Here is a 23738-nt window from a genome sequence, read left to right as displayed (position 1 = left end):
GCCGTACCCAGCAAGGCCCGATGCCGTGCTCAGTCGATGACCGAGCGGCAGCTCACGTTGTCGGCCGGCTCGGCGAAGTGGTCGAACTCGCCCGCGCGTACGCCCAGGACGAACGCGTCCCACTTCTGGCGGGTGGTCGTGACGGTGCCGGTGCCGGTGCCGTCGCCGGGCCCGTGGAGCCGGACGAGGTCCCCGGGCCCGTACGTGACGCCGGCCCCGGCGCCGGCCCCGGCCTTGATCGTGCGGAGCAGGTCCGCGAACGCGGCGGGCGTGAGGGTGGCTATGCCCCGTGCCGGGTCGGAGCTTTCGGTGAGGGTGACCGTGCGGTCGGCTGCGCGGGCGACGTGTATGCAGGATTCGCCCTCGCCGCAGAACGACGACCTCTGCCAGTTGTCGGGGAGCAACGGAACTCCTTCACAGGTCCTTGGCGATGGTGTGGATGAAGTCCCTGGAACGCGCGGGGCTGAGGGCCAGGTGCTCCAGGCGTTCGAAAATTCGCCGGTACTTGTCGAGCTGGGCCTCGGCGTCCAACAGGACGATGCCGTGCGACTGGTCGAGCTGGACCGTGTCGAGCTGGGGCACCGGGCCGTGGACGTAGTACATGGGCTGACCCGAGCCCGGGTACCCGTCGGCATCGAACGGGATGACTTGGATCGTGATGTGCTCGCGGTCGCCCATGGCGAGGAGATGCTGCAGCTGCTGCCTGGCCGTGGCCCGCCCGCCGAACCTCATGCGCAGGGCAGCCTCGTGGATGACGGCGCGGTACGGCGTCGGGTCGTCCCGATACAGGACCGCCTGCCGTTTGATGCGGAACGAGAGGCGGTGCTCGACTTCTGGAGGGGCCAGTTCCGGGACCACCTGCTGGAAAACCGCTCGGGCGTGGTCCGTGGTCTGGAGCAGCCCGGGAAGCCCCGAGGTGTGCGCCGTGCGCAACGCCGTGCCGTGGTGCTCCAGTTCCGCCAGATCCAGCAGTCCGCTGGAGAGGATGTCGCGGTACTCCTCCCACCAGCCGCGCTTGCGCTCTCCGGTCATGGCGGCCAGTGCTTCGACCAGTTCGTGGTCGGGGCACTCGTAGTGACAGGCGAGCGTGCGCACGCGCTCGGCGCTGACCCCGTATCGGCCGGCCTCGATGTTGCTGATGCGGGCCTGGTTGCCGCCCAGGAGCTTTGCCGCCTGCGTGGCAGTGAGGCCCGCGCGCTCGCGGAGCCTGCGTAGTTCTGTGCCGAGCCGTTGACGGCGGGCCGTCGGCGTGGTGCTGGGCGTCATCACCATCTAACTGCTCTCCCTTGCCAGGGTCACCCACACGAGCGTACCTGGCATCGATTCCATTGGAATCCTGGAATGTATTCCATGGAACGCCCTACGGTCTTTCCCAGGACGACGCCTGGAAGTGCACCGCTCGACACAGCGGCAGAGCCACCAGGCAACCAACCGCCCCTCCAGGAAGGAGACTTCGATGGCAACCGTAACCCCGCCCTGGGCCTACACCCTCCAACTCCCCCAAGACCCCCGCGCCCCAGGCGTCGCCCGCCGCACCCTCCGTACTGTCCTGGCCACGCACCACATGGCCAACCTGTCCGGGCTTGCCGAACTCCTCGCGACCGAGCTGCTCACCAACGCCTACCTCCACTCGGACGGGCCGTACACCCTGCGCCTGCGCGCCATGGAGTCGGACAGGCTCCGCCTCAGCGTGTGGGACAGCAACCCCGACATCCCATCGCCCTTTCACGGCGGGCCGGCCCCGCGGCCGCCGGACGACGCGGAGCGCGGTCGTGGGCTCCACATGGTCCAGCTGTTCGCCGACAACTGGGGCGCGTTCCCGCTCGGCGCGGGCGGGCTCTTCGGGGAGGGCGGCGGGAAGCTGCTGTGGGTGGAGCTCAGCGGGGCGCGATGAAGAGGCTCTGCGCGCTGCGGCCGATCGGGCCCTTCTCGTCGTGCAGTTGGGCGTCCGCCAGGCCGATACCCGCCGGGTCCACGCTCGTACGGGCCTCGACGCACACCCACTCGCCGACCGGGTGCCGGTGCAAATGGACGGTGAGGTCGGCGTTGACGAAGATGTGGCGGCTGAAGTCGAGGACGTTGCTGATGCCGTTGCCGGAGTCGGCGGCGACCAGGACGCGGTCCAGGGGGCGGATCTCCTCGCCCGCGACGAGCGGCATGCGCATCCGCATCCAGCAGGTACCAGGGCCCTGCTCCCTGAAGGCGCCCTCGGTGAACCGGGTGTCCATGGACGTGTGGTAGCCGACGTCCCACGGCACACCGAAGAAGGGCGTGTCCGCGGTCTCCCCGGGTGAAGGCACCCGCGGGCCCTCGGCCACCGCCGGTCCGGGCTCCTCGAGCGTACGGATGCGGAGTGCTCGGGCGAGCATGACGGGCGCCTCGCCCTCGGGCGCGAGGGTCGCCTCGACCAGCTCCACGCTCCGGCCGGCCCGCAGCACGGTCGTGGTGACCTCCAGCGGCCGGATCGGCACCGGGCGGACGATCTCGTACGTGACCCGCGCCAGCCGCATGTCCGTACGTGCTCCCGGCCGCTCCTCCAGCGCCCGCCCCAGCAGCGCGGCCGGCGGCCCGGCGTGCTGGGAGTTCGCGTCCCAGGGACCGCGGGTGTGCTCGGTCGGCGCGAAGCGGTTCTCGGAGATCCGCTCGAAGAACGCCTCGGGTTCCGGTGCCGCCACGACGCGCCGCCTCTCCGCTGCCGACAGGTGTAGGGCACACGCTACCTGCGGGTAACCGAGGAGGCCAGGGACATTTTCGTGGAGAAGGAAGCCTGCCGACCTACGAAAGAGGCCGCGATGAAGCTGCGGGAGGCCGCCGAGCGCATCGAAGAGGCGACGGGTCTGCGCGTGCAGATCGTCGTCATCGACCCACGCCACGGCACCTGGGCGCTCCACACCCACCCCGAAGAGGGCCGCTACGCGGACGTCCGCCCCGGCAAGTACGGCGAGGACATCCCGCTCCCCGAGCCCCTCTCGCTGACCCTGGCCACCGACCGCCTCCCGGTCAACGGACCCCGGCGACAGGTCCGTCCACCTCCTGAACCCTTGCGCCCGCCCCTAGACTGACTCACGGTGGACAGCCGTGCGGCGGAGGGTGATTGACGGTGCGTAAGGCGTGGCTGCTCGGGGGCGGGGCCGTCGGGATGTGCCTGGGCTTCGTCGCGCTGCTCGTCGTCGGGACGTACACCGCCGCCGCCGGGATCGCCAAGAACGGTGGCGGGGGAGCCGTCGCGCTGGTGAAGGGGGCTGTGCCGGCGCTGTATCAGCCGCTGGTGGAGAAGTGGGGCAATCTCTGCCCGGCCATCAACCCCGCTCTGCTCGCCGCGCAGTTGTACCAGGAGAGCGGCTGGAATCCGCGGGCGCAGAGTCAGGCCGCCGCGCAGGGGATCGCGCAGTTCATTCCGGGGACGTGGGCCACGCACGGCGTGGACGGGGACGGCGACGGGGACCGCGACGTCTGGGATCCGGCGGACGCGATTCCGTCGGCGGCCTCGTACGACTGCAAGCTGGCCGGATATGTGAAGAAGGCGCCCGGCGACCCGACGGACAACATGCTGGCGGCGTACAACGCGGGGGCGTACGCGGTCATCAAGTACGGCGGTGTGCCGCCGTACAAGGAGACGCAGAACTACGTCAGGATCATCCGCTCCCTGGAGAAGAGCTTCGCCCGGCCGGTCGGGCGGGTCGAGCCGTCGCGGCAGGCGGCCGGGGCGATCTACTTCGCGCAGCAGAAGCTCGGCACGAAGTATCTGTGGGGCGGGAACGGGACACCGGAGCAGGGCGGGCGGTTCGACTGCTCGGGGCTGACGCAGGCCGCGTACCGGACCGTCGGGATCGAGCTGCCGCGGGTCGCGAACGACCAGTACAACGCCGGCCCGCATCCCTCGCGTGACGAGCTGCTCCCCGGGGACCTGGTGTTCTTCTCGGACGACCTCACCAACTCGCGGGCGATCCGGCACGTGGGGCTGTACGTCGGTGGCGGGTACATGATCAACGCGCCGTACACCGGAGCCGTGATCCGTTTCGACAAGATCGACACACCCGACTACTTCGGGGCGACCCGCGTCACCAAGGACGGGGCGGCCGCGCTGCCGACCGCACTGCCCGGGACACGCCCAGGGGCGTGACGGAGGGCTGACGAGGCGTCGGCAATGGCCGGAACTCTCCGTTAAGCCAGGGCCCTGAGCTGCGACGATGTATCACTCTTCGATAACGTCATGGTGATCGTTCCGTGGAGTGTGGAACGGACCCGCGGGACGGGTCGTTCCCTGGAACGGAGCAGTACCTACGTATCCACCGCACCGACGCACCGACCACGGGGGGTTGGCAGGAGCGGCGCACAGCGTTGTGCGCCGCGGTATTCGAACGACAGGCAGGCAAGGGGCCGCAGCTGATGGCTGGACTCGCACTCGACTCAGGGTCGAACCCCGATGTCGGCCTGCTCCACGACATCAACGGGCTGGCCCGGTCCGCGCCGGCGTGGTTCGACCGCGTCATGGCATTCGTCGGTGAGTACGGGATCATGCTCGCGATGGTCCTCGTGGTGCTCTGGTGCTGGTGGAGCGTGCGGCGCCGGGGTACCGAGGAGGAATCGGTCGCGGCGATGGCCGGGCTGGTCTGGGCGCCCCTAGCGGCCGGTCTCGCGCTGCTGGTGAACATCCCGATCCGGGGGTTCGTGGAACGGCCGCGGCCGTTCCTGGACCACGAAGGGATCGAGGTCCTGGTGGGCGGCAAGACCGACTTCTCGTTCGTGAGCGACCACGCGACGATGGCGATGGCGCTGGGCGTCGGACTCTTCGTCGCACACCGTCGCTTCGGACTCGCGGCGATCGGACTCGCACTGGCGGAGGGCTTCTGCCGGGTCTACATGGGCGTGCACTACCCGACCGACGTGGTGGGCGGCTTCGCGCTCGGCACGGCCGTGACGCTGCTGCTCGCGCCGCTCGCACTGGCACTGCTGACCCCCCTGCTGTCGACGGTCGCCCGGTCCGGGCGGGCGAGTCGGCTCGTACGGTCACGCCGGGCGCCGGGCCTCGGAGAGGACGGACGGGAGCACCGGCCGCACGAGCCGCTGGACTTCGCGGAGCCGCGGCAGGGCGCGGAGCCGGGGGAGAAGGACCTGGCGGCATAACTGCCGAAGCACTGCCCCGGACCCCTGGGCGGGCGGGCTGTGCACCCGCTGCGGTGGGTTCGCGCCGCAGGTCCTGGGCGGCGCGCGGCTTCGTGCCGTGCACTGGTCGTTGGGCGCCTGCGGGACGGCAGGGCGCCTGCGGGACGGTGGGTGGTTCGGGCCCACCCGTCCTTCTGCCTAGGACTTCGCCCTGGGAACCCCCAGCGGACGAATGCTCACAAACCGCTCAGGCTTCGGGGTTTGCCGCGTGGGATTCGGCGTCCGCGCGGGCGCGGTCGCGGGAGCGCCGGGCGGGGCCGCGCCAGCCGCAGGTGCAGCCGGCCATGGCGAAGGCTCCGCGTTCGGTCGTGTGCGTCTTGTGTTGCCTTTGCACGACTCCACGGTACCTGGCGTGACGACGCGCCAGGGCCGTCGTTATCCGGGGCGGGTGGGTCCAGGAAGGGGATGCCGGCGATGGTGGTGCAGCAGCACAGGCTCAGGGGCGGGGTATGTGCCGTCGCCGCCGCGGTGGGTGTGGGCATGGGGGTGACCGCGACCGCGGGGTGCTCCGCGGGCGGGAACGCCGTGGCCGATGCCCGGCCTTCCGGGGATCCCGTCGCCGTCGTACGGAACGCCGCGGACGTGCTCGCCGGTGCCGGGACATCGAAGGCGCGGACGTCCATGGAGATGGCGGCCGGCGGGACCCGGGTCACCATCCGCGGGGAGGGCGGCTACGACTTCCGCCGCAGCATGGGCCGCCTCCGCGTCGTCCTGCCCAACGACCCCGCCGGCACGGACGAGCACCGGCCGATCACCGAGCTGCTCGCGCCCGGCGCGCTCTATATGAAGAACCGTGGTGCCGGAGTCCCCGCCGACAAGTGGGTACGGGTCGACACCACCACGCTGCGGGACGGCAATCTGGTCACGGGCGGCGCGACCGACCCTGCCGCCGCTGCCGAACTGCTGCGCGGGGCACGGACGGTGACGTACGTCGGCCAGGAGGACCTCGCCGGAGTCAAGGTCACCCACTACCGCGGCACCACACACATCGCACGCGCCGCCACAGCGGCGTCGCCGCACGCGAAAGGCGCGTTGGCCGCGGCGGCGAAAGGGTTCGCCGAGGACGCCGTGCCGTTCGACGCGTATCTCGACGACGCGGGACGGCTGCGGAAGGTGCGCCACCAGTTCAGCTTCGTGAATCAGGGCCGCAAGGTCGCCGTCGCCTCGACGACGCTGCTGTACGCGTTCGGCGCGCCCGTCGTCGTACAGCTGCCGGCCCACCGGGACATCTATGCGGGGAAGGTGCGCCTCTAGGCAGACGGGCTGTCGGTAAATGGTCCGGACGTGCCATGCGTGGAGCGTGTCCCGCTCCCTACGCTAGGAAGTCGACACCGGCCGGAAGAGGTGAAAGCACGTGGCTCCGCCCAGTACGCCGACAGTCCAGGACCACGTGGCACTCGCCGAGATCGAACTGTGCGGTGAGTTGATGATCGCGGCGTCGGCCGCGGACGGGGAGCGGCTCAGCGCCGACCGTATCGACGAGGTGCTCAAGGTGAGCATGGCGGGCAAGGTGACGGTGACGGTGCCCGACAGCGACTGAGTACAGGGGCGCGGCGCCGCGCCCCTGGTCACGTCCGCATCATGCGGGCGATCGCCTTCGTCGCCTCCTCCACCTTCGCGTCGATCTCGTCACCGCCCTTGAGCGCCGCGTCCGCGACGCAGTGGCGCAGATGCTCCTCGAGCAGCTGCAGTGCGAAGGACTGCAGGGCCTTCGTGGACGCCGAGACCTGGGTGAGTATGTCGATGCAGTACGTGTCCTCGTCGACCATGCGCTGCAGGCCGCGGATCTGGCCCTCGATCCGGCGCAGCCGCTTGAGGTGCTCGTCCTTCTGCTTGTGGTAGCCGTGCACGCCGCGGTCATGGTCCGTGACGGGAAGGCCGCCGGCCGGTTCCGTGGCCGCGCTCGTGGCCGCGGTCATGGCCGCATCCGTGGTCGTCATCGCGTCCTCCCTAGTCCTGTCCAGCTCTGTCCGCTATACCCCTCGTGGGTATATGGTACCGATCCCTGGCGATTGCGGCAGGGGCCCGTGCTGATCAATGTCCCCGATGGGCGACACTGAGGAGAAGCCGGTTAGCCGTGGCCGGATGATGCGCCTAGCATCAGCCTGACCTAAACCCAGCACCCCGAGGACCCCACGTGCGATTTCGTCTGACCCCCAGGGAGACGAGCTTCTACGACATGTTCGCCGCGTCCGCGGACAACATCGTCACGGGCTCGAAGCTCCTTATGGAACTGCTCGGAGCGGATGGTCCCGCCCGAGCCGAGATCGCGGAACGGATGCGGGCAGCGGAGCACGCCGGGGACGACGCTACCCACGCGATCTTCCATCAGCTGAACTCCTCGTTCATCACGCCCTTCGACCGCGAGGACATTTACTCCCTCGCGTCGTCGCTCGACGACATCATGGACTTCATGGAGGAGGCCGTCGACCTGGTCGTCCTCTACAACATCGAGGAGCTGCCGAAGGGCGTCGAGCAGCAGATCGAGGTGCTGGCGCGGGCCGCCGAGCTGACCGCAGAGGCGATGCCGCATCTGCGGACGATGGACAACCTCACCGAGTACTGGATCGAGGTCAACCGGCTCGAGAACCAGGCGGACCAGATCCACCGCAAGCTGCTGGCCCACCTCTTCAACGGGAAGTACGACGCCATCGAGGTGCTCAAGCTCAAGCAGATCGTGGACGTACTGGAAGAGGCGGCCGACGCCTTCGAGCATGTGGCCAACACGGTGGAGACCATCGCGGTCAAGGAGTCCTGAGGCTTCGTGGACACGTTTGCGCTGGTCGTGACCATCGGGGTCGCGCTCTTCTTCACGTATACGAACGGCTTCCACGACTCCGCCAACGCCATCGCGACATCCGTGTCCACACGGGCGCTGACGCCGCGGGCCGCGCTGGCGATGGCCGCGGTGATGAACCTCGTCGGTGCGTTCCTCGGCAGCGGTGTCGCCAAGACCGTGAGCGAGGGCCTGATCGAGACGCCCAAGGGCGACCGGGGGATGGGCATCCTCTTCGCGGCGCTCGTCGGCGCGATCGTCTGGAACCTGATCACCTGGTACTTCGGCCTGCCGTCCTCGTCCTCGCACGCGCTGTTCGGCGGGATGGTGGGCGCGGCGCTGGCGGGCGGGACCGAGGTCATCTGGGGCGGCGTCGTCGACAAGGTCATCATCCCGATGTTCGTCTCGCCGCTGGTCGGGCTGGGCGTCGGCTATCTGGTGATGGCCGTGATCATGTGGATTTTCCGCAGGTCGAACCCGTCGAAGGCGAAGCGTGGTTTCCGCATCGCGCAGACGGTGTCGGCGGCGGGCATGGCGCTCGGTCATGGTCTGCAGGACGCGCAGAAGACCATGGGCGTCGTGGTGATGGCCCTGGTCATCGCGGACGTCGAGGACTTCGGGGACCCGATCCCGGTGTGGGTGAAGATCGTGTGCGCCGTGATGCTGTCGCTGGGGACGTACGCGGGTGGCTGGCGCATCATGCGGACGCTCGGGCGCAAGATCATCGAGCTGGATCCGCCGCAGGGGTTCGCGGCGGAGACGACGGGGGCGTCGATCATGTTCGGGTCGGCGTTTCTGTTCCACGCGCCGATCTCGACGACGCATGTGATCACGTCGGCGATCATGGGGGTCGGCGCGACGAAGCGGGTGAACGCGGTGCGGTGGGGGGTCGCGAAGAACATCGTGATGGGGTGGTTCATCACGATGCCGGCGGCGGCGGTGATGGCGGCGTTCAGCTTCTGGATCGTGAACCTGGCGTTCGGCTGACGCGGCGCTTTGTGTTTGGGGGACTGTGCCCCACCCCGCCCCTTCCCGCACTGGGGGCTCCGCCCCCAGCCCCCCGTTTTCGGGGGCTCCGCCCCCGCGCCCCCGCGTCTCGGCCCCTACGCCCTGGCGGGCGTGGGGGACGGCAAGGCTGGAATCGGGGCACTGCCCCGGCCCTCTCCCTCTACGCCCTGGTGGGCGTGGGGGGATTGGTGTTCTCGGGCCCCGGCCCACCCGACGGCGTCGGCGCAGACGCTCAGCCCGCCCGTCCGGCGTTTGAGGTGCCGGCGCGCTTCCGGCCTGTCCGGTGTTTGAGGACGGGCATGCGGGCCGCCCGTGCGGTGCGGTGTATACCCAGCCGGTCCGGCGGTTGAGGACGGACACCCGGGCGCGGCCCGCGGTGTCGGCGCGCAGGGATGGGCGGAGTCGCGCGTGAGAAATGGGCCCGCCCCCGGCTCCTTGTGGGAGAGGGGGCGGGCCCTGTGCCTTGCGGTGGCACCGCCATGCAGCACCGCGAGGCAGATCGGGAGGCCGGTGCCGGTCTAGCCGAAGCGGCCCGAGATGTAGTCCTCTGTGGCCTGGACCGAGGGGTTGGAGAAGATGCGCTCGGTCTCGTCGATCTCGATCAGCCGGCCGGGCTGGCCGACGGCCGAGAGGTTGAAGAACGCCGTGCGGTCGGAGACGCGAGCCGCCTGCTGCATGTTGTGCGTCACGATGACGATCGTGAAGCGCTCCTTCAGCTCACCGATGAGGTCCTCGATCGCGAGGGTCGAGATCGGGTCGAGCGCGGAGCACGGCTCGTCCATCAGCAGGACGTCAGGCTCGACCGCGATCGCGCGGGCGATGCACAGACGCTGCTGCTGACCGCCGGACAGACCCGAGCCGGGCTTGTTGAGGCGGTCCTTGACCTCGTTCCAGAGGTTCGCGCCCTTGAGGGACTTCTCGACGATGTCCTCGAGCTGGCGCTTCTTGTACGAGCCGTTCAGGCGCAGGCCCGCCGCGACATTATCGAAGATCGACATGGTCGGGAACGGGTTCGGGCGCTGGAACACCATGCCGACCGTGCGGCGCACCGCCACCGGGTCGACGCCGGAGCCGTACAGGTTCTCGTCGTCCAGGAGCACCTTGCCCTCGACGCGGCCACCGGGGGTGACCTCGTGCATCCGGTTCAGGGTGCGCAGGAACGTGGACTTGCCGCAGCCGGAGGGGCCGATGAAGGCGGTCACGGAGCGGGGCTCCACGGTCATCGAGATGTCCTCGATCGCCTTGTGGGAGCCGTAGTAGGCAGTCAGGCCGCTGACGTCGATTCGCTTGGCCATTGAAATCACTTCCAGAATGACCGCGGTCAGCGGCCGGTCTTCGGGGCCTTCCAGCGGGCGATGCCGCGGGCCACCAGGTTGAGGAGCATGACGAAGGCGATCAGTACGAGAGCTGCTGCCCAGGCACGGGCGACGGCGGCGTCGGTGCCGACGGCGTACTGCTCGTAGACGTACAGCGGCAGCGAGGCCTGAGCGCCTTCGAAGGGGTTCGGGTTGATCAGCTTCGTACCGAAGACGAGCAGCAGGACGGGAGCCGTCTCGCCGGTGATACGGGCCACCGCGAGCATGACGCCTGTGGTGATGCCGCCGATCGCGGTCGGGAGGACCACCTTGAGGATCGTCCGCCACTTGGGGACGCCCAGCGCGAGCGAGGCTTCACGCAGCTCGTTGGGGACGAGCTTGAGCATTTCCTCGGTGGAGCGGACGACGACCGGCATCATCAGGATGGCGAGCGCCATCGCGCCGGCGAATCCGGAGGGCCCGAAGCCCAGCATCAGATTCCAGGTGGCGAGGATGAACAGACCCGCGACGATCGACGGGATACCCGTCATGACGTCCACGAAGAAGGTGACGGCCCGCGCCAGCCGCCCGCGCCCGTACTCGACCAGGTAGATCGCGGTCAGCAGCCCGATGGGGGCGGCGATCACCGTGGCGATGAGGACCTGCTCGATGGTGCCGAGCAGCGCGTGGTAGACACCACCGCCGGTCTCGGCGTCGAGGACCGCGTTCATCGAGTGGGAGAGGAAGTACGGGTCGAGGACTTCCAGGCCCTTGCTGATCGTGACCCAGGCGAGGGAGAGCAGCGGGACGACGGCGAGGATGAAGGAGACCCAGATGACGCTGGTGGCCAGCCGGTCCTTGGCCTGACGGCTGCCTTCCACCTTGGTGGTGATCAGATAGCTGGCGACCACGAAGATCATGGCGGCCAGCAGACCCCACTGCACCTTGCTCTGCCAGCCGGCGGCGAGGCCGATGCCGATGCCCGCGGCGACGGAGCCGACGGCGACGGCCGGCTGGGCCCAGCGGGGGAGCCGGGCGTGGGCGAGGTGGTTGACGCGCACGGCCGTCGCCGGGCGCTGATCCTGGACGGCGTGGCTCATGCGTTGGCCCCCGAGTACTCCTTGCGGCGGGCGATGATCCACCGGGCCGCGCCGTTGACCAGCAGGGTGATGACGAAGAGCACCAGGCCGGAGGCGATCAGGGCATCCCGTCCGAACTCGTCGGCCTCGTTGAACTTCGAGGCGATGTTCTGGGCGAACGTGCCGCCGCCCGGGTCGAGCAGATGCCCGGAGAGCAGGAAGCTCGGGGAGAGCACAACGGCGACGGCCATGGTCTCGCCGAGAGCGCGGCCCAGGCCCAGCATGGAGGCGCTGATGATGCCGGAGCGGCCGAAGGGGAGCACCGACATGCGGATGACCTCCCAGCGCGTCGCGCCGAGCGCGAGCGCGGCCTCCTCGTGCATCTTCGGGACCTGGAGGAAGACCTCACGGGTGACGTTGGTGATGATCGGGAGGATCATGATCGCCAGCAGGATGCCGACGGTGAAGAGGTTGCGCGCGGGGCCGTCGTTCGCCTTGTCGAAGATGTACGTCCAGCCCAGGTACTCGTCGAGCCACTTGTTGAGGCCGTCCAGATACGGGACCAGGAAGATCGCGCCCCAGAGGCCGTAGATGATGCTCGGCACGGCGGCGAGCAGGTCGACGATGTACGCGAGCGGCGAGGCGAGCTTGCGCGGCGCGTAGTGCGAGATGAAGAGCGCGATGCCGACGGCGACGGGCACGGCGATGACCATGGCGATGACCGAGGAGACGATCGTGCCGAAGGCCAGGACGGCGATGCCGAAGACCGGCGGGTTACCGGCCGGGTTCCACTCGGAGGCGGTGAGGAAGTTCCCCTGGTCCTTCGAGATGGCGAGGGTCGCGCGGTAGGTGAGGAAGCCCGCGATCGCGGCCATGATCACCAGAAGGGTGATGCCGGATCCACGCGAGAGGCCCAGGAAGACACGGTCTCCCGGGCGGGTCTTGGTCTTGGTGGTCGATATGGCCGGCCCGGTCGGGGGCGGCACCTCGGTGTGCGTGGTGGTTGCCATTGATAGGTTCTCCGGTCTGCGGAGCCGTTACGGCTCCCGGCGGCGGTGCACCGGATACCGGGGCCGGTCCGCCCTTGGTGGACGGACCGGCCCCGGTCGGGGTCAGGACAGGGTGGGGACGACCTCGCGGACCTTGGCCGCGATCTCGGCCGGCAGCGGCGCGTAGCCCGCGTCCGACAGGACCTTCTGGCCCTCCTCGCTGGCGGTGAAGTTCAGGAACGCCTTCAGGGACGGCAGGGTCTCCGCCTTGTTGCCCTTGTCGCAGGCGATCTCGTACGTCACCAGGATGATCGGGTAGGCGCCGTCGGCCTTGGTCTTGTAGTCGAGGCCCAGGGCCAGGTCGTTGCCGGTGCCCTTGATCTTGGCCGCGGCGATCGCCTTGGAGGCGTTCTCCGTGGTGGCCTCGACCGGAGCGGCGGCACCGGTGCTCAGCTTGACCGTGTTGATCTTCTGGGCGGTGGCGTAGGACAGCTCGAAGTAGCCGATCGAGCCCTCGGCGGCCTTGACGCCGGCGGCCACACCGGAGGAGCCGTTGGCGGCCTGACCGCCGGGGGCCTGCCACGACTTCGACTTCGGGTCGTGCTTCCAGTCGGCCGCGGCGGCGTCGCTGAGGTACTTGTGCAGGTTCTGCGTGGTGCCGGACTCGTCCGAGCGGTGGAACGCCTGGATCGTGGTCGCGGGCAGCTTGACACCCGGGTTGAGCTTGGCGATCGCCGGGTCGTCCCACTTCTTGATCTTCGTGTCGAAGATCTTGGCAAGGGTCGGGCCGTCGAGGACGAGGTTGTCCACACCGCTCAGGTTGTAGCCGATGGCGATCGGGCCACCGACCATCGGCAGGTTGATGCCCTGGCCGCCCTTGCAGATCTTCTTGGACTCCTCGACCTCTTCGGGCTTCAGCGCCGAGTCGGAGCCGGCGAAGGCGACCTGGCCCTGGTTGAACTTGGTGATGCCGCCGCCGGAGCCGATGGCCTGGTAGTTGATCTCCACGCCGGAGCAAGCGGCCTGGAAGTTCTTCACCCAGAGGTCCATCGCGTTCTTCTGGGCGGTCGAGCCGGCCGCGAGGAGCTGGCCCTTGGCGTCGTCGCACTTCACGTTCGACGCGGCGTTCGTCTTCTCGCCGCCGCCGCCGGTGCCGCCGGTGTTGTTGTCCGAGCCACACGCCGTGAGGACCAGGGCGCCGGAGACCGCGAGGGCAGCAAGCGCGGTGGCGCGAAGCCCGTTGTTGCGCTGAAGCTTCACTTTTCGGGTGTTCCTTCCAGGAGCGCCGGGCTGGGACGTCGTCGTGACGTTGTACGGCGGCGCGCGTCGGGGTGGTGGTGGCGGCACTGTGCCGGTCACCGTGTAAGCCCGAAATTAGGCAGATCAGGTGAAGCCGCCGACGGAGGAGAGTGAACGGAAGGTGAACCCTGTTGGGCGGACAAGTTCTTCGGTGTTTCGCCAGTGACAGGGCGTGCTGGGGGTGCTGCTGCGGCGTCCCCCCGGGGGGTGCTCGTTCGCCAGTCCACTGAGCGCCAGTACGGCCTGATGGGAACGGCCGTGCGGCGTCTGCGCGGCGTCAGCGGGCCCCGAGCCTGCCGAGAATCCCGAGTTCCGAGATGAGGACGTCCAGGAGGTGCCGGTCGCGGGGCTGGGTGAGCCGTTCGCGGGCGTCGGCCGGGGGGAGCCAGACGATCCGGTCGACCTCGCGGCCCGGGGTGAAGTCGCCGGGGGCCTCCGCCTCGGCGGCCCAGTAGCGGACCTCCTTGGGGCGTCCGTTCGCGATGTAGTGGACGGTGGGGAGCCGCGGGCCCGGTGTCGCGTGGTGGCCGGTCTCCTCCAGGACCTCGCGGAGGGCGCCGGCGAGGGGGTCCTCGGAGCGCTTCAGCTTGCCCTTGGGGTGGGACCAGTCGTCGTAGCGGGGGCGGTGGACGAGGCAGATCTCTATGCCGTCGCCCCGGCCGGAACGCCAGAGGACGCAGCCGGCTGCGCGCACCGTGTCCGGCGTGCGTGGCGTGCTCATGGCGCGGCCACCGTCTGTCGCTGCCAGACCTGGTGGAACGTGAAGCGGGCGGCCTCGACCTCGTGGCGCTGGTCGGCGTGCAGGACGCCGAGGGCGTACGCCGTCGCGGGGGCGATACGGGGGGTACGGGCGGCGGACGCGGCAGCCGAGGCGGCCTCGGCGGCGTCCCGGTGCCGGTCGAGGGCGCGGGCGGCGACCGTCAGCAGCGGGTCCGCGACGGAGGCGGTGACCTCCTGTGCGTACCGGTGCAGCCGCAGCAGCAGCCGCACGTGGTGCCAGGGCGCGTCCTGCGCCTCTCCCGCGGCGGTCGTGGCCAGACCGTGGACGAGCGCGTCGGCGTTGTACGGGTGCGCGGCCCGGGCCAGCGGAAGTACGGCGACGGCGTCCAGCAGCCGCCGCTCGGCGGTCTCCGCGTGCGCGTCGAGCACGTCCGCGGGTGCGGCGGCGGCCGCCGCGAGCGGCACCTCGGACGCGAGCAGCGCGACGGCGTCGGCGACCGCGTGGAAGCGTGACGAGCCGAGCGCCTGCAGCGCCGCGGAATGCGCCCGCGTCCGCCCGAGCGTCAGCTGCCGGTCCAGCAGCGCCCCGGCCCGCGCGGCGCCGACGGTGAGCGCGCTCCGTGCCCCGACACCCGCGGCCGCGGATGTGCCGCTGCGCACGGCCTGCGCCGTGGCCCCGGCTCCGCGCGCGGGTGAGGCGCCCCGGCCCAGGGTCGCGGAGCCTGCGGCTCCGGCTCCGCGCGCCGGGGTGGTGCCGCCGACTCCGGCTGCTGCGCCGACCGCACCTGCTGCCGTCGCCTCGGCCGTCGCGCCTGCAGCCGTCGCCTCGGCCCGGGTGCCGCCATGCCCTGTGATGTACGCGGCGGGGCTCGGGGTCCCTGCGGGGCCGGCTCCGATCGTGCCTGCGGTCGTGCCCGCCGTTCCGTGGTCCGGGGCGCCGCCCCGGTCCTGCGTCTCCGTGCCTGCGGCCGCGGCCGGCGGAGTCGTACCGTCTCCCAGCGTCACGGAGCCGGGGGCTCCGGCTCCCGCGCCGAGGGTGCCGAGGGCGCCGATCGTCGTCCCGGCGGTCTGTGCTCCGGAGCCCGTGAGCCCGCTCGGCGGAACCGGTGGTTCCGCACCCGAGTCGCCGCCCGGTGTCGTGCGGGCCGCGGGCACGTCCGCGACGGTCAGGTCAGCCTCCGCGCGTGCCGCGGGGACCGGGCCCGCCCCCGAGAGGCGGGCCAGCGCGTCCAGCAGACGGGTGAGGCGCGCCGTGCAGGCGTGTTCCTGGGCGAGGACGCCGGAGAGCCAGGCGAGCTCGGTGCGCAGCTGGTCCGCCCAGGCGGCGTCCAGCAAAGGACGGTAGGTGTGGAGGGTGCCGCCGATGCGGCGGGCGGCGCGGCGCAGCGCACGGGCGGCTTCCTCCGCGCCCGCGGTGTCCGCACCGCTCTCGCCGTGCAGCCGCAGGCTGCGCAGGAAGTCCGCGGCCTGCGTGTGCAGATAACCGGCCAGGACCTGGTCGGCGCCGGCCCCCCGCGGCACCAGGGGAAGGTCAGGGCTGTGCACGCCGGCGCCTCCGCGCGTCGATGAGCGTTTCCTGTACGTGCCGCAGCGGCTGGCCGTCCCCATCCGTCGCATGCCGGGTCCATTCCCCGTCCGGCCCGAGGTGCCAGGACGACGTGGAGTCGGACATGCCGGTCTCCAGCAGCCGGTTGAGTGCCGCGCGGTGTGCCGGGTCGGCGACCCGGACGAGCGCCTCGATACGGCGGTCGAGGTTGCGGTGCATCATGTCGGCGCTGCCGAGCCACACTTCGGGCTCGCCGCCGTTGCCGAAGGCGAAGACCCGGGAGTGCTCCAGGAAGCGGCCGAGGATCGAGCGGACCTGGATGTTCTCGGAGAGTCCCGCGACGCCCGGGCGTATCGCGCAGATCCCGCGCACCCAGATGTCCACCGGCACACCGGCCTGCGAGGCCCGGTACAGGGAGTCGATGATCGCTTCGTCGACCATCGAGTTGACCTTGATGCGGACGTACGCGGGGCGGCCCGCCCGGTGGTGGGCGGCCTCCTTGTTGATCCTGGCGATCAGCCCGTCGCGCAGCGACTTGGGGGCGACCAGCAGCCGGCGGTACGTCTCGCGGCGCGAGTACCCGGAGAGCCGGTTGAAGAGGTCCGAGAGGTCCGCGCCGACCTGCGGGTCCGCGGTGAGCAGGCCGAGGTCCTCGTACAGCCGGGCGGTCTTCGGGTGGTAGTTGCCGGTGCCGACGTGCGAGTACCGGCGCAGGGTCTCGCCCTCCTGGCGGACCACCAGCGACAGCTTGCAGTGGGTCTTCAGGCCGACGAGCCCGTAGACGACGTGGCAGCCGGCCTCCTCCAGCTTCCGCGCCCACTTGATGTTGGCCTGCTCGTCGAAGCGGGCCTTGATCTCGACGAGGACGAGGACCTGCTTGCCGGCCTCGGCGGCGTCTATCAGCGCGTCGACGATCGGGGACTTGCCGGAGGTCCGGTACAGCGTCTGCTTGATCGCGAGGACGTCCGGGTCGCTCGCGGCCTGCTCCAGGAAGGCCTGGACGGACGTCGAGAACGAGTCGTACGGGTGGTGCAGCAGCACGTCGCGCTCGCGCAGCGCCGCGAAGATGTCGGGCGCGGACGCCGACTCGACCTCGGCGAGGTCGCGGTGGGTGCCGGCGACGAACTTCGGGTACTTCAGCTCCGGCCGGTCCTGCGAGACGATCCCGAACAGGCCGGTCAGGTCGAGCGGCCCGGGCAGCGGATAGACCTCGGACTCGGAGATCTTCAGCTCGCGCACCAGCAGGTCCAGCACGTACGGGTCGATGGACTCCTCGACCTCGAGGCGGACCGGCGGACCGAAGCGGCGACGCAGCAGTTCCTTCTCCAGTGCCTGGAGCAGGTTCTCGGCGTCGTCCTCCTCGACCTCCAGGTCCTCGTTCCTGGTCACCCGGAACATGTGGTGCGCCAGCACCTCCATGCCGGGGAAGAGCTCCTCGAGGTGTGCCGCGATGACGTCCTCGAGCGGGACGTACCGCTGCGGCGACGCCTCCAGGAAGCGGGACAGCAGCGGCGGCACCTTGACCCGGGCGAAGTGGCGGTGGCCGCTGACCGGGTTGCGTACGACGACGGCGAGGTTGAGCGAGAGCCCCGAGATGTACGGGAACGGGTGCGCCGGGTCCACGGCCAGCGGCGTCAGGACCGGGAAGATCTGCTGCCGGAACAGGGTGAAGAGGCGGGCCTGCTCCTTGTCCGTGAGCTCGGGCCAGCGGATGAGGTGGATGCCCTCGTCGGCCAGGGCCGGGGCGACGTCCTGCTGGTAGCAGGCGGCGTGCCGGGCCATGAGCTCGCGCGAGCGGGTCCAGATGAGCTCCAGGACCTCGCGCGGCTGCAGTCCGGACGCCGAGCGCGTGGCCACACCGGTGGCGATGCGGCGCTTCAGGCCTGCCACCCGGACCATGAAGAACTCGTCCAGGTTGGAGGCGAAGATCGCGAGGAAGTTGGCCCGCTCCAGGAGCGGAGTCATCGGATCCTCGGCGAGCTCCAGGACCCGCTCGTTGAATGCGAGCCAGCTGCGCTCGCGGTCCAGGAAGCGGCCCTGGGGAAGCTCGGCACCCTCGGTCTCGTCCTCGTACGTATCGAGGTCGGAATCGATGTCGGGCTCGAGATCGGACACCGCGGCGGAGACCGTGTGGGGGCGGTGCGCGGCGATGGAGCCGACGGACGGCTGGACGTGCTGGACCGGGACCTCGGCGGGCTGCTTGCTCATGACCCCATTCTTCCGCGCGAAGGGGTTGCCGGGCGCGTCGGAGCGGGCAGTCGTCGGGGACGGTCGCCCATTTTGGGGGGCTGGCACGGCGGGCGGCTGCATTCACCGAGGGTCGCAAGGGTCCCTGAATGGCTGGTAACGAGAACATGACGCCTGGGCAAGCAGGGCGCCGCGCGCGGATTCCCGGGGGCGGCGCCCCCGCGGCCCCGCGCGCCCCGGACGGACCCGGAATGCTGCCCCGGCTCAGCCGTGGCGCCGGCGCAGCACCCGGAACGCGACGACCGTGACCAGCGCGGCGAGTGCCAGGACGACACCCGTCTCGACGAACTGGACCGGCCAGAAGTGCGAGGCCGGGTGGTACGCCGCGAAGTCCGTGACCCCGCCCCGTTCGGCCATGCACTGCGCGGGGCCCTGGCCGGGCGGGAGGGGGTAGCAGTCCTCCCAGTGCAGCCGCTCGCCGGAGGCGGTCAGCATGCCCGAGTCCAGCGGCCAGTTGGTGCCGTTCTCCGCAGGATCGGGGCCGGTCGTCATGACCGTGGGCCACAGGTGCGCACGCAACTGGCCGACGGCGAGCAGCACCGAGCCGGTCGCGAGTCCGGCGACGCTCATCGCGACCACCGTGCGGCGCACCAGCAGCCCGGCGAGTGCCCCGACCGCCACGGCCAGCAGCCCGTACGCCACGCCGGTGGGGCCGAGGGACATGTACACCGGGTGGTGCCAGAGCTCCAGGTACTGGCTCTGCCGCACGGGTGCCAGACCCCAGCGGTACGCGCCCACCAGCACGAGCGCACAGGCCGTGACGACTGCAGCCGGGACCGCCAGCTTCGCCGCGAGCCAGCGGGCGGGTGACACCGACTGGGTCCACAGCAGCCGGTGGGTGCCCGACTCCAGGTCGCGGGCGACGAGCGGCCCTGCCACGAAGGCCGCGACGAGCAGCGGCAGGATCATGATCGCCGTGGTGGTCCTGTCGAGGGCCCACAGCAGCCGGTCGTGCCACTCCGTCGGCCTGAGCACCGTCTCGTACTCGGTGACGTACCAGGTCCGCGTCACGGCGACGGCTGCGGCCAATGCGGCCGTCAGCGCGATCGCAGTCCACAGCACGCCTCGGTGCCGGCGTACGACGACCCAGGACATTCCCCTCGGCGTCAGGGCGCTCATGCCACGACCTCCTCGGCGGACGGGGTCGGCGACGGGGTCAGCAGGGTGGGTGCGTCGGGGGAGCGCAGATGGGCCAGCACGACTTCCTCCAGGGAGGGTTCCATGGTCTGCCAGTCGGCGGAGAGGGGACCTTCGGGGCGTACCAGCGCGGTCAGTTGGCGTCCCGTCGTGCGCGATTCGACGACGGTGTGCGGGTCGAGGCCGGCGGTGGCCGGTCCGGTCACCAGGGTGTGCGCGGCGACGAGTTCGTCGATGGCGCCGCCGAGGCGGATGCGCCCGCCGTCGACGAGCAGCAGATGGTCGCAGCTGCCCTCCAGCTCGGTGAGGATGTGCGAGGACATGACGACCGTCGTGCCGCGCTCGGCGGCGTCGGCGAGCAGGGTGCCCATGAGCTGATGGCGCGCGAGCGGGTCGAGGTCGGCCATCGGCTCGTCGAGCAGCAGCAGTTCGGCCTGCTTGCCGAGCGCGAGGGCGAGGGCGACGCGGGTGCGCTCTCCGCCGGAGAGCGTGCGGACACGTGCGGCAGGATCCAGCTTTCCGGCGCTGACGACCTGCTCGGCGACGGCGCCGTCCCAGCGGTCCGGGTTGAGCTCGCGCCCCATGCGCAGGGTCTCCGCGACCGTGAGCCCGGCCAGGAGCGGCTTGTCCTGGCCGACGTATGCCAGAAGTCCGCGGGCGGCCGCGGGGTCGGTGCCGAGGACACGGACGGTGCCCTCGGTGGGGCGCAGCAGGCCGGCGGCGAGCGCCAGCAGAGTCGACTTTCCTGCCCCGTTGTGGCCGACGAGGGCGCAGATCCGGCCGGTGGGCAGCCGGAAGGAGCAGTCCCGAAGGGCCCAGGTGTGGCGGAGTCTCCCGCCGAATCTTCTGCCGAGGCCGGTGGCCTCGAATGCCGTGTCGGTCATGCGTCGTCCCCCTGGTGGTGTTTCGTGAAGTGCTCGTCGAGCACGGCGGTGAAGAGCGCGGCCACGTCGTCCCGCTCCAGGCCCGCGGCACGGGCCCGGACCGCCCAGTCGGCGAGCTCGCCGCGCAGGGGGGAGTCGGCGGGGGTGGCGCCCAGTGACTTCCGTACGAAGGTGCCGAGGCCGCGCCGGGCCTCGACGAGGCCTTCGCGTTCCAGCTCGCGGTAGGCCTTCAGCACGGTGTTCGGGTTGATGGCCGTGGCTTCGACCACCTCGCGGGCGGTGGGCAGCCGGTCGCCCGGCTCCAGCAGCCCCAGCCGCAGGGCCTGTTTCGTCTGCTGCACGATCTGCACATAGGTGGCGATGCCACTGCGCCGGTCGATCCGGTACTCGATCATGCACCACCCTTTCACTAATGAAGTAGTGAAATGGTGGTGGAAGAAAGGGGGCGGTGTCAACCGCCCCCGGTCTTCGGCCTCGTACGAATGCCTCGTACGGATGCCTCGTACGGGATCCGCTCACGTCTCCGTGCGGTACATCAGGTCCACCTCGTGGGTCGCGAAACCGAGCTGCTCGTACACCCGCAGGGCCGCCGTGTTGTCCGCGTCGACGTACAGCATGACCGTGGGGAGGCCCTGGGCGGCGAGATGGCGGAGGCCGACGGCGGTGAGGGCCTTGCCGAGGCCGACGCCCTGGGCGTCGGGGCCGATGCCGATCACGTACACCTCGCCGAGCTGCTCCTCCGCGTGGACCTTCGTCCAGTGGAAGCCGATGATCTCGCCCTCGCGCACGGCGAGGAAGAAGCCCTTGGGGTCGAACCAGGGCTCTTCCTTGCGGTCGTCGAGGTCCCGCTGGGTGATCGAGCCCTGCTCGGGGTGGTGGGCGAAGGCGGCCGCGTTGACCGTGAGCCAGGCCGCGTCGTCCTGGCCGGGGACGAACGTACGGATCGTCACGCCCTCGGGGAGGACCGGCTCCGGGATGGCGAGGGGGCTCAACGGGCGGCGCAGCTGGCGCAGTTCGCGGAAGAGAGTGAGGCCGAGGACCTGGGCGAGATGGCGGGCCGCGGACTTGCCGCCGTGCGCCCAGACGCGAAGGCGCTTGCCGGAGGCGGCCAGCAGGGCGTTGCCGAGGGCGCGGCCGTGGCCTCGGCCCCGGTGTCCTGGGTGGACGACGAGCTCGGCCGCCGGGGCCTCCACCGGATCGGTGTCCTCCAGTTGGGCGTAGCCGCGGAGATCGCCGGCGACGGTGAGCAGGAAGTGCCGCACGCCCTCGCGCCGGCCGTGGCGCAGCTGGAGCCGCCCGTGCTCGGAGACGGCCTGCATCCCGTCGGCGCGGGCGGCGACGGAGAGCAGGCGGAGGACGTCATCGGCCTGCTCGGGGGAGAGTTCGTCGAGCGTCTGGATCTGCCGGCCGGGCTCGAGGACGGGGGCTGCGTCAGTCATACGTCGAGGGTACGGCGCCGCGGCGCACCCGATCGGAAACCAGCTCGTTACCCGTTACCCCCTGTCGCGCTACGCGCGTTGACTCTAGGCTGCCCGGCTGAGGACGACTCTCGTCTCACGAACCGACGCTGAACTGACAAGGGGACAGATGTCAGCGACATCGCACCAGAAGCGCCGCCGCATACTCGCCGCTTTTGCCGGACTGACCACCGTCGGCGCACTGGTCGCCGCGATGCCCGCCGGAGCCCATGACCGCGGCACCGGACAGGGATACGGGCATGGACCCGGCTACGGCCGCACCGTGGACGTCCAGCTGCTGTCCTTCAACGACCTGCACGGCAACCTCCAGCCGCCCGCCGGCTCGGCCGGGCGCGTCACCCACACCAACGAGGACGGCACCACCAAGACCATCGACGCGGGCGGTGTCGAGTACCTCGCCACGCATCTGCGTCAGGCCCGCGAGGGCAACAAGTACTCGATCACCGCAGCGGCCGGCGACATGATCGGCGCCTCGCCGCTGCTGTCCGGGCTCTTCCACGACGAGCCGACGATCGAGGCGCTGAACAAGCTGGAGCTCGACGTCACCTCGGTCGGCAACCACGAGTTCGACGAGGGCGCCAAGGAGCTCGCCCGGATCCAGAACGGCGGCTGCCACCCGGTCGACGGCTGCTACGGGAAGACGGCGACGGGGGAGCCCGAGGAGTTCCAGGGGGCGGACTTCCCGTACCTCGCCGCCAATGTGACGAACGAGAAGACCGGCAAGCCGCTGCTCGACCCGTACTTCATCTGGAAGAAGAACGGGGTGAAGATCGGCTTCATCGGCGTCACCCTGGAGGGCACGCCGAACATCGTCTCCGCCGAGGGCGTCAAGGGCCTCAAGTTCGGCGACGAGGTCGAGACGATCAACAAGTACACCAAGATCCTGGAGCGCAAGGGCGTCAAGTCGATCGTCGCCCTGATCCACGAGGGTGGCGCGCCTGCCTCGTCCTCGTACAACTACAACTGCGACAGCCCCGGCCCCGGCGACGGCATCTCGGGTCCGATCGTCGACATCGCCAAGAACGTCAGCCCGCAGGTCGATGCCCTGGTCACGGGCCACACCCACCAGGCGTACGCGTGCACGATCATGGACCCGTCGGGCAAGCCGCGCACGGTCACGTCGGCGGCCTCCTTCGGCAAGCTGTACACGGACACGACGCTCACGTACGACCGCTGGACGCGCGACATCGTCCGTACGTCGGTGGCCTCCGCCAACCACGTCGTCACCCGTGACGTGCCGAAGGCCGCCGACATGACGAGCCTCATCGACCGCTGGAACGTGCTCGCCGCGCCGATCGCGAACCGGCCCGTCGGCCACATCTCCGCCGACATCGAGAACCCCTTCGACGCGGCCGAGCGGCCGATGGGCAATCTGATCGCGGACGCGCAGCTGGAGGGCCTCGCCCCGGCCGACAAGGGCGGCGCCCAGATCGCCTTCATGAACCCGGGCGGTATCCGCGCCGGCCTCGTCCACAAGGCCTCCGGCAGTGAGGGCGACGGCGTCGTGACGTACGGCGAGGCCTTCACCGTGCAGCCGTTCACGAACATGATGACGGCGGTCGACCTGACCGGCGCCCAGATCATCACCGCCCTGCAGCAGCAGGTCAGCGGCGCGAACCAGGCCGCGCCGAAGATCCTCCAGGTGTCGAAGGGCTTCACGTACACGCTGGACATGACGAAGACCGGCGCCGACCGGATCGTCGTCGGCTCCGTGAAGCTGAACGGCGAGGCGATCGACCCGGCGAAGACCTACCGGGTCGCGATGAACGAGTTCCTGGCGGGCGGCGGCGACGGCTTCGCGGTCCTGAAGGAGCACAAGAACAAGCTGGTGGGCGCGTCCGACCTGGACGTCCTCACCGCCTACTTCGCCGCCCACTCGAGCCCGGCCGCCCCGCTGGCGCCGCCGGCGACGGGCCGGATCACGGTCGTCAAGTAAGGCGCAGTAGGGAAAGCGAGTCCGCGGTAAGCGGATGAGGGGCGGCGGGCCGTTGGTCCGCCGCCCCTCGGATGTTCGTACGTGTTCGCGCGGAACTCGTTCTGTGTCATGGGCATGTCTGCCATCATCCGGGTGCCGACCGCGACCCCCCACATCGCGGAGGCCGACGAAGGAGACA

At 70.4% G+C, this 23738-nt stretch carries 25 protein-coding genes and 1 pseudogene; 9 read left to right on the top strand and 17 right to left on the bottom strand.

The features are described from left to right. Positions 1-29: 29 nt before the first annotated feature. The gene (locus ACWCXB_RS04560; protein ID WP_450718911.1) at positions 30-404 is read right to left on the bottom strand and encodes a DUF397 domain-containing protein; all 375 of its coding nucleotides are present in this window, start codon (positions 402-404) and stop codon (positions 30-32) included. A 10-nt stretch (positions 405-414) separates the two neighbouring features. After that, entirely contained in the window at positions 415-1266 is an 852-nt protein-coding gene (locus tag ACWCXB_RS04555; RefSeq protein WP_450718967.1) for a helix-turn-helix domain-containing protein, read from the bottom strand. Between the two features lie 190 nt (positions 1267-1456). Between ACWCXB_RS04555 and ACWCXB_RS04550 the strand changes: the two genes are divergently transcribed. After that, positions 1457-1894 carry an ATP-binding protein gene (locus ACWCXB_RS04550; RefSeq protein WP_450718909.1) on the top strand — a complete coding sequence of 146 codons (438 nt, stop codon included), beginning with the start codon at positions 1457-1459 and terminating at the stop codon, positions 1892-1894. Here ACWCXB_RS04550 and ACWCXB_RS04545 read toward each other — a convergent pair. Then, entirely contained in the window at positions 1878-2675 is a 798-nt protein-coding gene (locus ACWCXB_RS04545) for a thioesterase family protein (protein ID WP_450718907.1), read from the bottom strand. The two genes, ACWCXB_RS04550 and ACWCXB_RS04545, sit on opposite strands and share 17 nt — an antisense overlap. A 78-nt stretch (positions 2676-2753) precedes the next feature. Here ACWCXB_RS04545 and ACWCXB_RS04540 point away from each other — a divergent pair, with 78 nt between their 5' ends. The 3 genes from ACWCXB_RS04540 (at position 2754) to ACWCXB_RS04530 (ending at position 5127) form a co-directional block, all read left to right on the top strand. Further along, complete coding sequence (locus ACWCXB_RS04540; RefSeq protein WP_450718905.1) at positions 2754-3062, top strand: hypothetical protein; 309 nt, start codon at positions 2754-2756, stop codon at positions 3060-3062. A 38-nt stretch (positions 3063-3100) separates the two neighbouring features. Next, entirely contained in the window at positions 3101-4123 is a 1023-nt protein-coding gene (locus ACWCXB_RS04535) for a C40 family peptidase (RefSeq protein ID WP_450718965.1), read from the top strand. 266 nt (positions 4124-4389) lie between these two features. Further along, positions 4390-5127 (top strand): phosphatase PAP2 family protein, encoded by a 738-nt coding sequence (locus ACWCXB_RS04530; RefSeq protein ID WP_450718903.1) that lies wholly within the window; start codon positions 4390-4392, stop codon positions 5125-5127. 226 nt (positions 5128-5353) lie between these two features. On the opposite strand, the gene ACWCXB_RS04525 is transcribed toward ACWCXB_RS04530, so the two are convergent. Then, entirely contained in the window at positions 5354-5500 is a 147-nt protein-coding gene (locus ACWCXB_RS04525) for a hypothetical protein (RefSeq protein WP_450718901.1), read from the bottom strand. An 80-nt stretch (positions 5501-5580) separates the two neighbouring features. On the opposite strand from ACWCXB_RS04525, the gene ACWCXB_RS04520 reads away from it, so the two are divergent. Both ACWCXB_RS04520 and ACWCXB_RS04515 read left to right on the top strand, forming a co-directional pair. Continuing rightward, a complete protein-coding gene (locus tag ACWCXB_RS04520) occupies positions 5581-6420 on the top strand; it encodes a hypothetical protein (protein WP_450718899.1) in 840 nt (279 codons plus the stop codon). A 100-nt stretch (positions 6421-6520) separates the two neighbouring features. Then, positions 6521-6706 (top strand): hypothetical protein, encoded by a 186-nt coding sequence (locus ACWCXB_RS04515; protein ID WP_450718897.1) that lies wholly within the window; start codon positions 6521-6523, stop codon positions 6704-6706. A 28-nt stretch (positions 6707-6734) separates the two neighbouring features. Here ACWCXB_RS04515 and ACWCXB_RS04510 read toward each other — a convergent pair whose 3' ends face one another. Then, positions 6735-7106, bottom strand: a complete 372-nt coding sequence (locus tag ACWCXB_RS04510) for a metal-sensitive transcriptional regulator (protein WP_450718895.1) — start codon at positions 7104-7106, stop codon at positions 6735-6737. A gap of 197 nt (positions 7107-7303) precedes the next feature. Between ACWCXB_RS04510 and ACWCXB_RS04505 the strand changes: the two genes are divergently transcribed. Together ACWCXB_RS04505 and ACWCXB_RS04500 are read left to right on the top strand one after the other, a co-directional pair. Then, the gene (locus ACWCXB_RS04505; protein WP_027731940.1) at positions 7304-7924 is read left to right on the top strand and encodes a DUF47 domain-containing protein; all 621 of its coding nucleotides are present in this window, start codon (positions 7304-7306) and stop codon (positions 7922-7924) included. 6 nt (positions 7925-7930) lie between these two features. Beyond that, the gene (locus ACWCXB_RS04500) at positions 7931-8929 is read left to right on the top strand and encodes an anion permease (RefSeq protein ID WP_450718893.1); all 999 of its coding nucleotides are present in this window, start codon (positions 7931-7933) and stop codon (positions 8927-8929) included. A 539-nt stretch (positions 8930-9468) separates the two neighbouring features. Here ACWCXB_RS04500 and pstB read toward each other — a convergent pair. The 12 genes and pseudogenes from pstB to mshD all read right to left on the bottom strand — a co-directional run bounded on the left by pstB (position 9469) and on the right by mshD (position 21585). Continuing rightward, positions 9469-10245, bottom strand: a complete 777-nt coding sequence (pstB, locus tag ACWCXB_RS04495) for a phosphate ABC transporter ATP-binding protein PstB (protein ID WP_450718891.1) — start codon at positions 10243-10245, stop codon at positions 9469-9471. 26 nt (positions 10246-10271) lie between these two features. Continuing rightward, positions 10272-11345: a phosphate ABC transporter permease PstA gene (gene pstA / locus ACWCXB_RS04490; RefSeq protein WP_450718889.1), complete on the bottom strand. Its 1074-nt coding sequence runs from the start codon at positions 11343-11345 to the stop codon at positions 10272-10274. Then, positions 11342-12334, bottom strand: coding sequence for a phosphate ABC transporter permease subunit PstC (gene pstC / locus ACWCXB_RS04485; RefSeq protein ID WP_450718887.1), 993 nt, complete (start codon positions 12332-12334; stop codon positions 11342-11344). The genes pstA and pstC overlap by 4 nt, the downstream gene beginning before the upstream one ends. A 102-nt stretch (positions 12335-12436) precedes the next feature. Continuing rightward, positions 12437-13573, bottom strand: a complete 1137-nt coding sequence (pstS, locus tag ACWCXB_RS04480; protein ID WP_450718885.1) for a phosphate ABC transporter substrate-binding protein PstS — start codon at positions 13571-13573, stop codon at positions 12437-12439. Positions 13574-13889: 316 nt separating this feature from the next. Then, on the bottom strand, positions 13890-14333 hold the full coding sequence (locus tag ACWCXB_RS04475) for an NUDIX hydrolase (protein ID WP_450718883.1): 444 nt from the start codon (positions 14331-14333) through the stop codon (positions 13890-13892). Then, a complete protein-coding gene (locus ACWCXB_RS04470; protein WP_450718963.1) occupies positions 14330-15487 on the bottom strand; it encodes a CHAD domain-containing protein in 1158 nt (385 codons plus the stop codon). Before ACWCXB_RS04470 ends, ACWCXB_RS04475 begins: the two co-directional genes overlap by 4 nt. Before the next feature lie 96 nt (positions 15488-15583). After that, a pseudogene (locus ACWCXB_RS04465) lies at positions 15584-15940 on the bottom strand (CHAD domain-containing protein); the annotation flags it as partial. Next, a complete protein-coding gene (locus tag ACWCXB_RS04460) occupies positions 15864-18086 on the bottom strand; it encodes an RNA degradosome polyphosphate kinase (RefSeq protein WP_450718881.1) in 2223 nt (740 codons plus the stop codon). The gene ACWCXB_RS04460 and the pseudogene ACWCXB_RS04465, both read right to left, overlap by 77 nt. A 243-nt stretch (positions 18087-18329) precedes the next feature. Next, a complete protein-coding gene (locus tag ACWCXB_RS04455) occupies positions 18330-19244 on the bottom strand; it encodes an ABC transporter permease (protein ID WP_450718879.1) in 915 nt (304 codons plus the stop codon). Beyond that, complete coding sequence (locus ACWCXB_RS04450) at positions 19241-20146, bottom strand: ABC transporter ATP-binding protein (RefSeq protein WP_450718877.1); 906 nt, start codon at positions 20144-20146, stop codon at positions 19241-19243. The genes ACWCXB_RS04455 and ACWCXB_RS04450 overlap by 4 nt, the downstream gene beginning before the upstream one ends. Next, positions 20143-20541, bottom strand: a complete 399-nt coding sequence (locus tag ACWCXB_RS04445) for a GntR family transcriptional regulator (RefSeq protein WP_450718875.1) — start codon at positions 20539-20541, stop codon at positions 20143-20145. The genes ACWCXB_RS04450 and ACWCXB_RS04445 overlap by 4 nt, the downstream gene beginning before the upstream one ends. Positions 20542-20661: 120 nt before the next feature. Continuing rightward, positions 20662-21585, bottom strand: coding sequence for a mycothiol synthase (mshD, locus tag ACWCXB_RS04440; RefSeq protein WP_450718873.1), 924 nt, complete (start codon positions 21583-21585; stop codon positions 20662-20664). A 148-nt stretch (positions 21586-21733) separates the two neighbouring features. Here mshD and ACWCXB_RS04435 point away from each other — a divergent pair, with 148 nt between their 5' ends. Beyond that, a complete protein-coding gene (locus ACWCXB_RS04435) occupies positions 21734-23560 on the top strand; it encodes a bifunctional metallophosphatase/5'-nucleotidase (protein WP_450718871.1) in 1827 nt (608 codons plus the stop codon). The last annotated feature ends 178 nt before the right edge of the window (positions 23561-23738 follow it).

It is taken from the genome of Streptomyces sp. NPDC001514, assembly GCF_053597075.1.
This window is presented reverse-complemented; position numbering and strand designations above follow the sequence as displayed.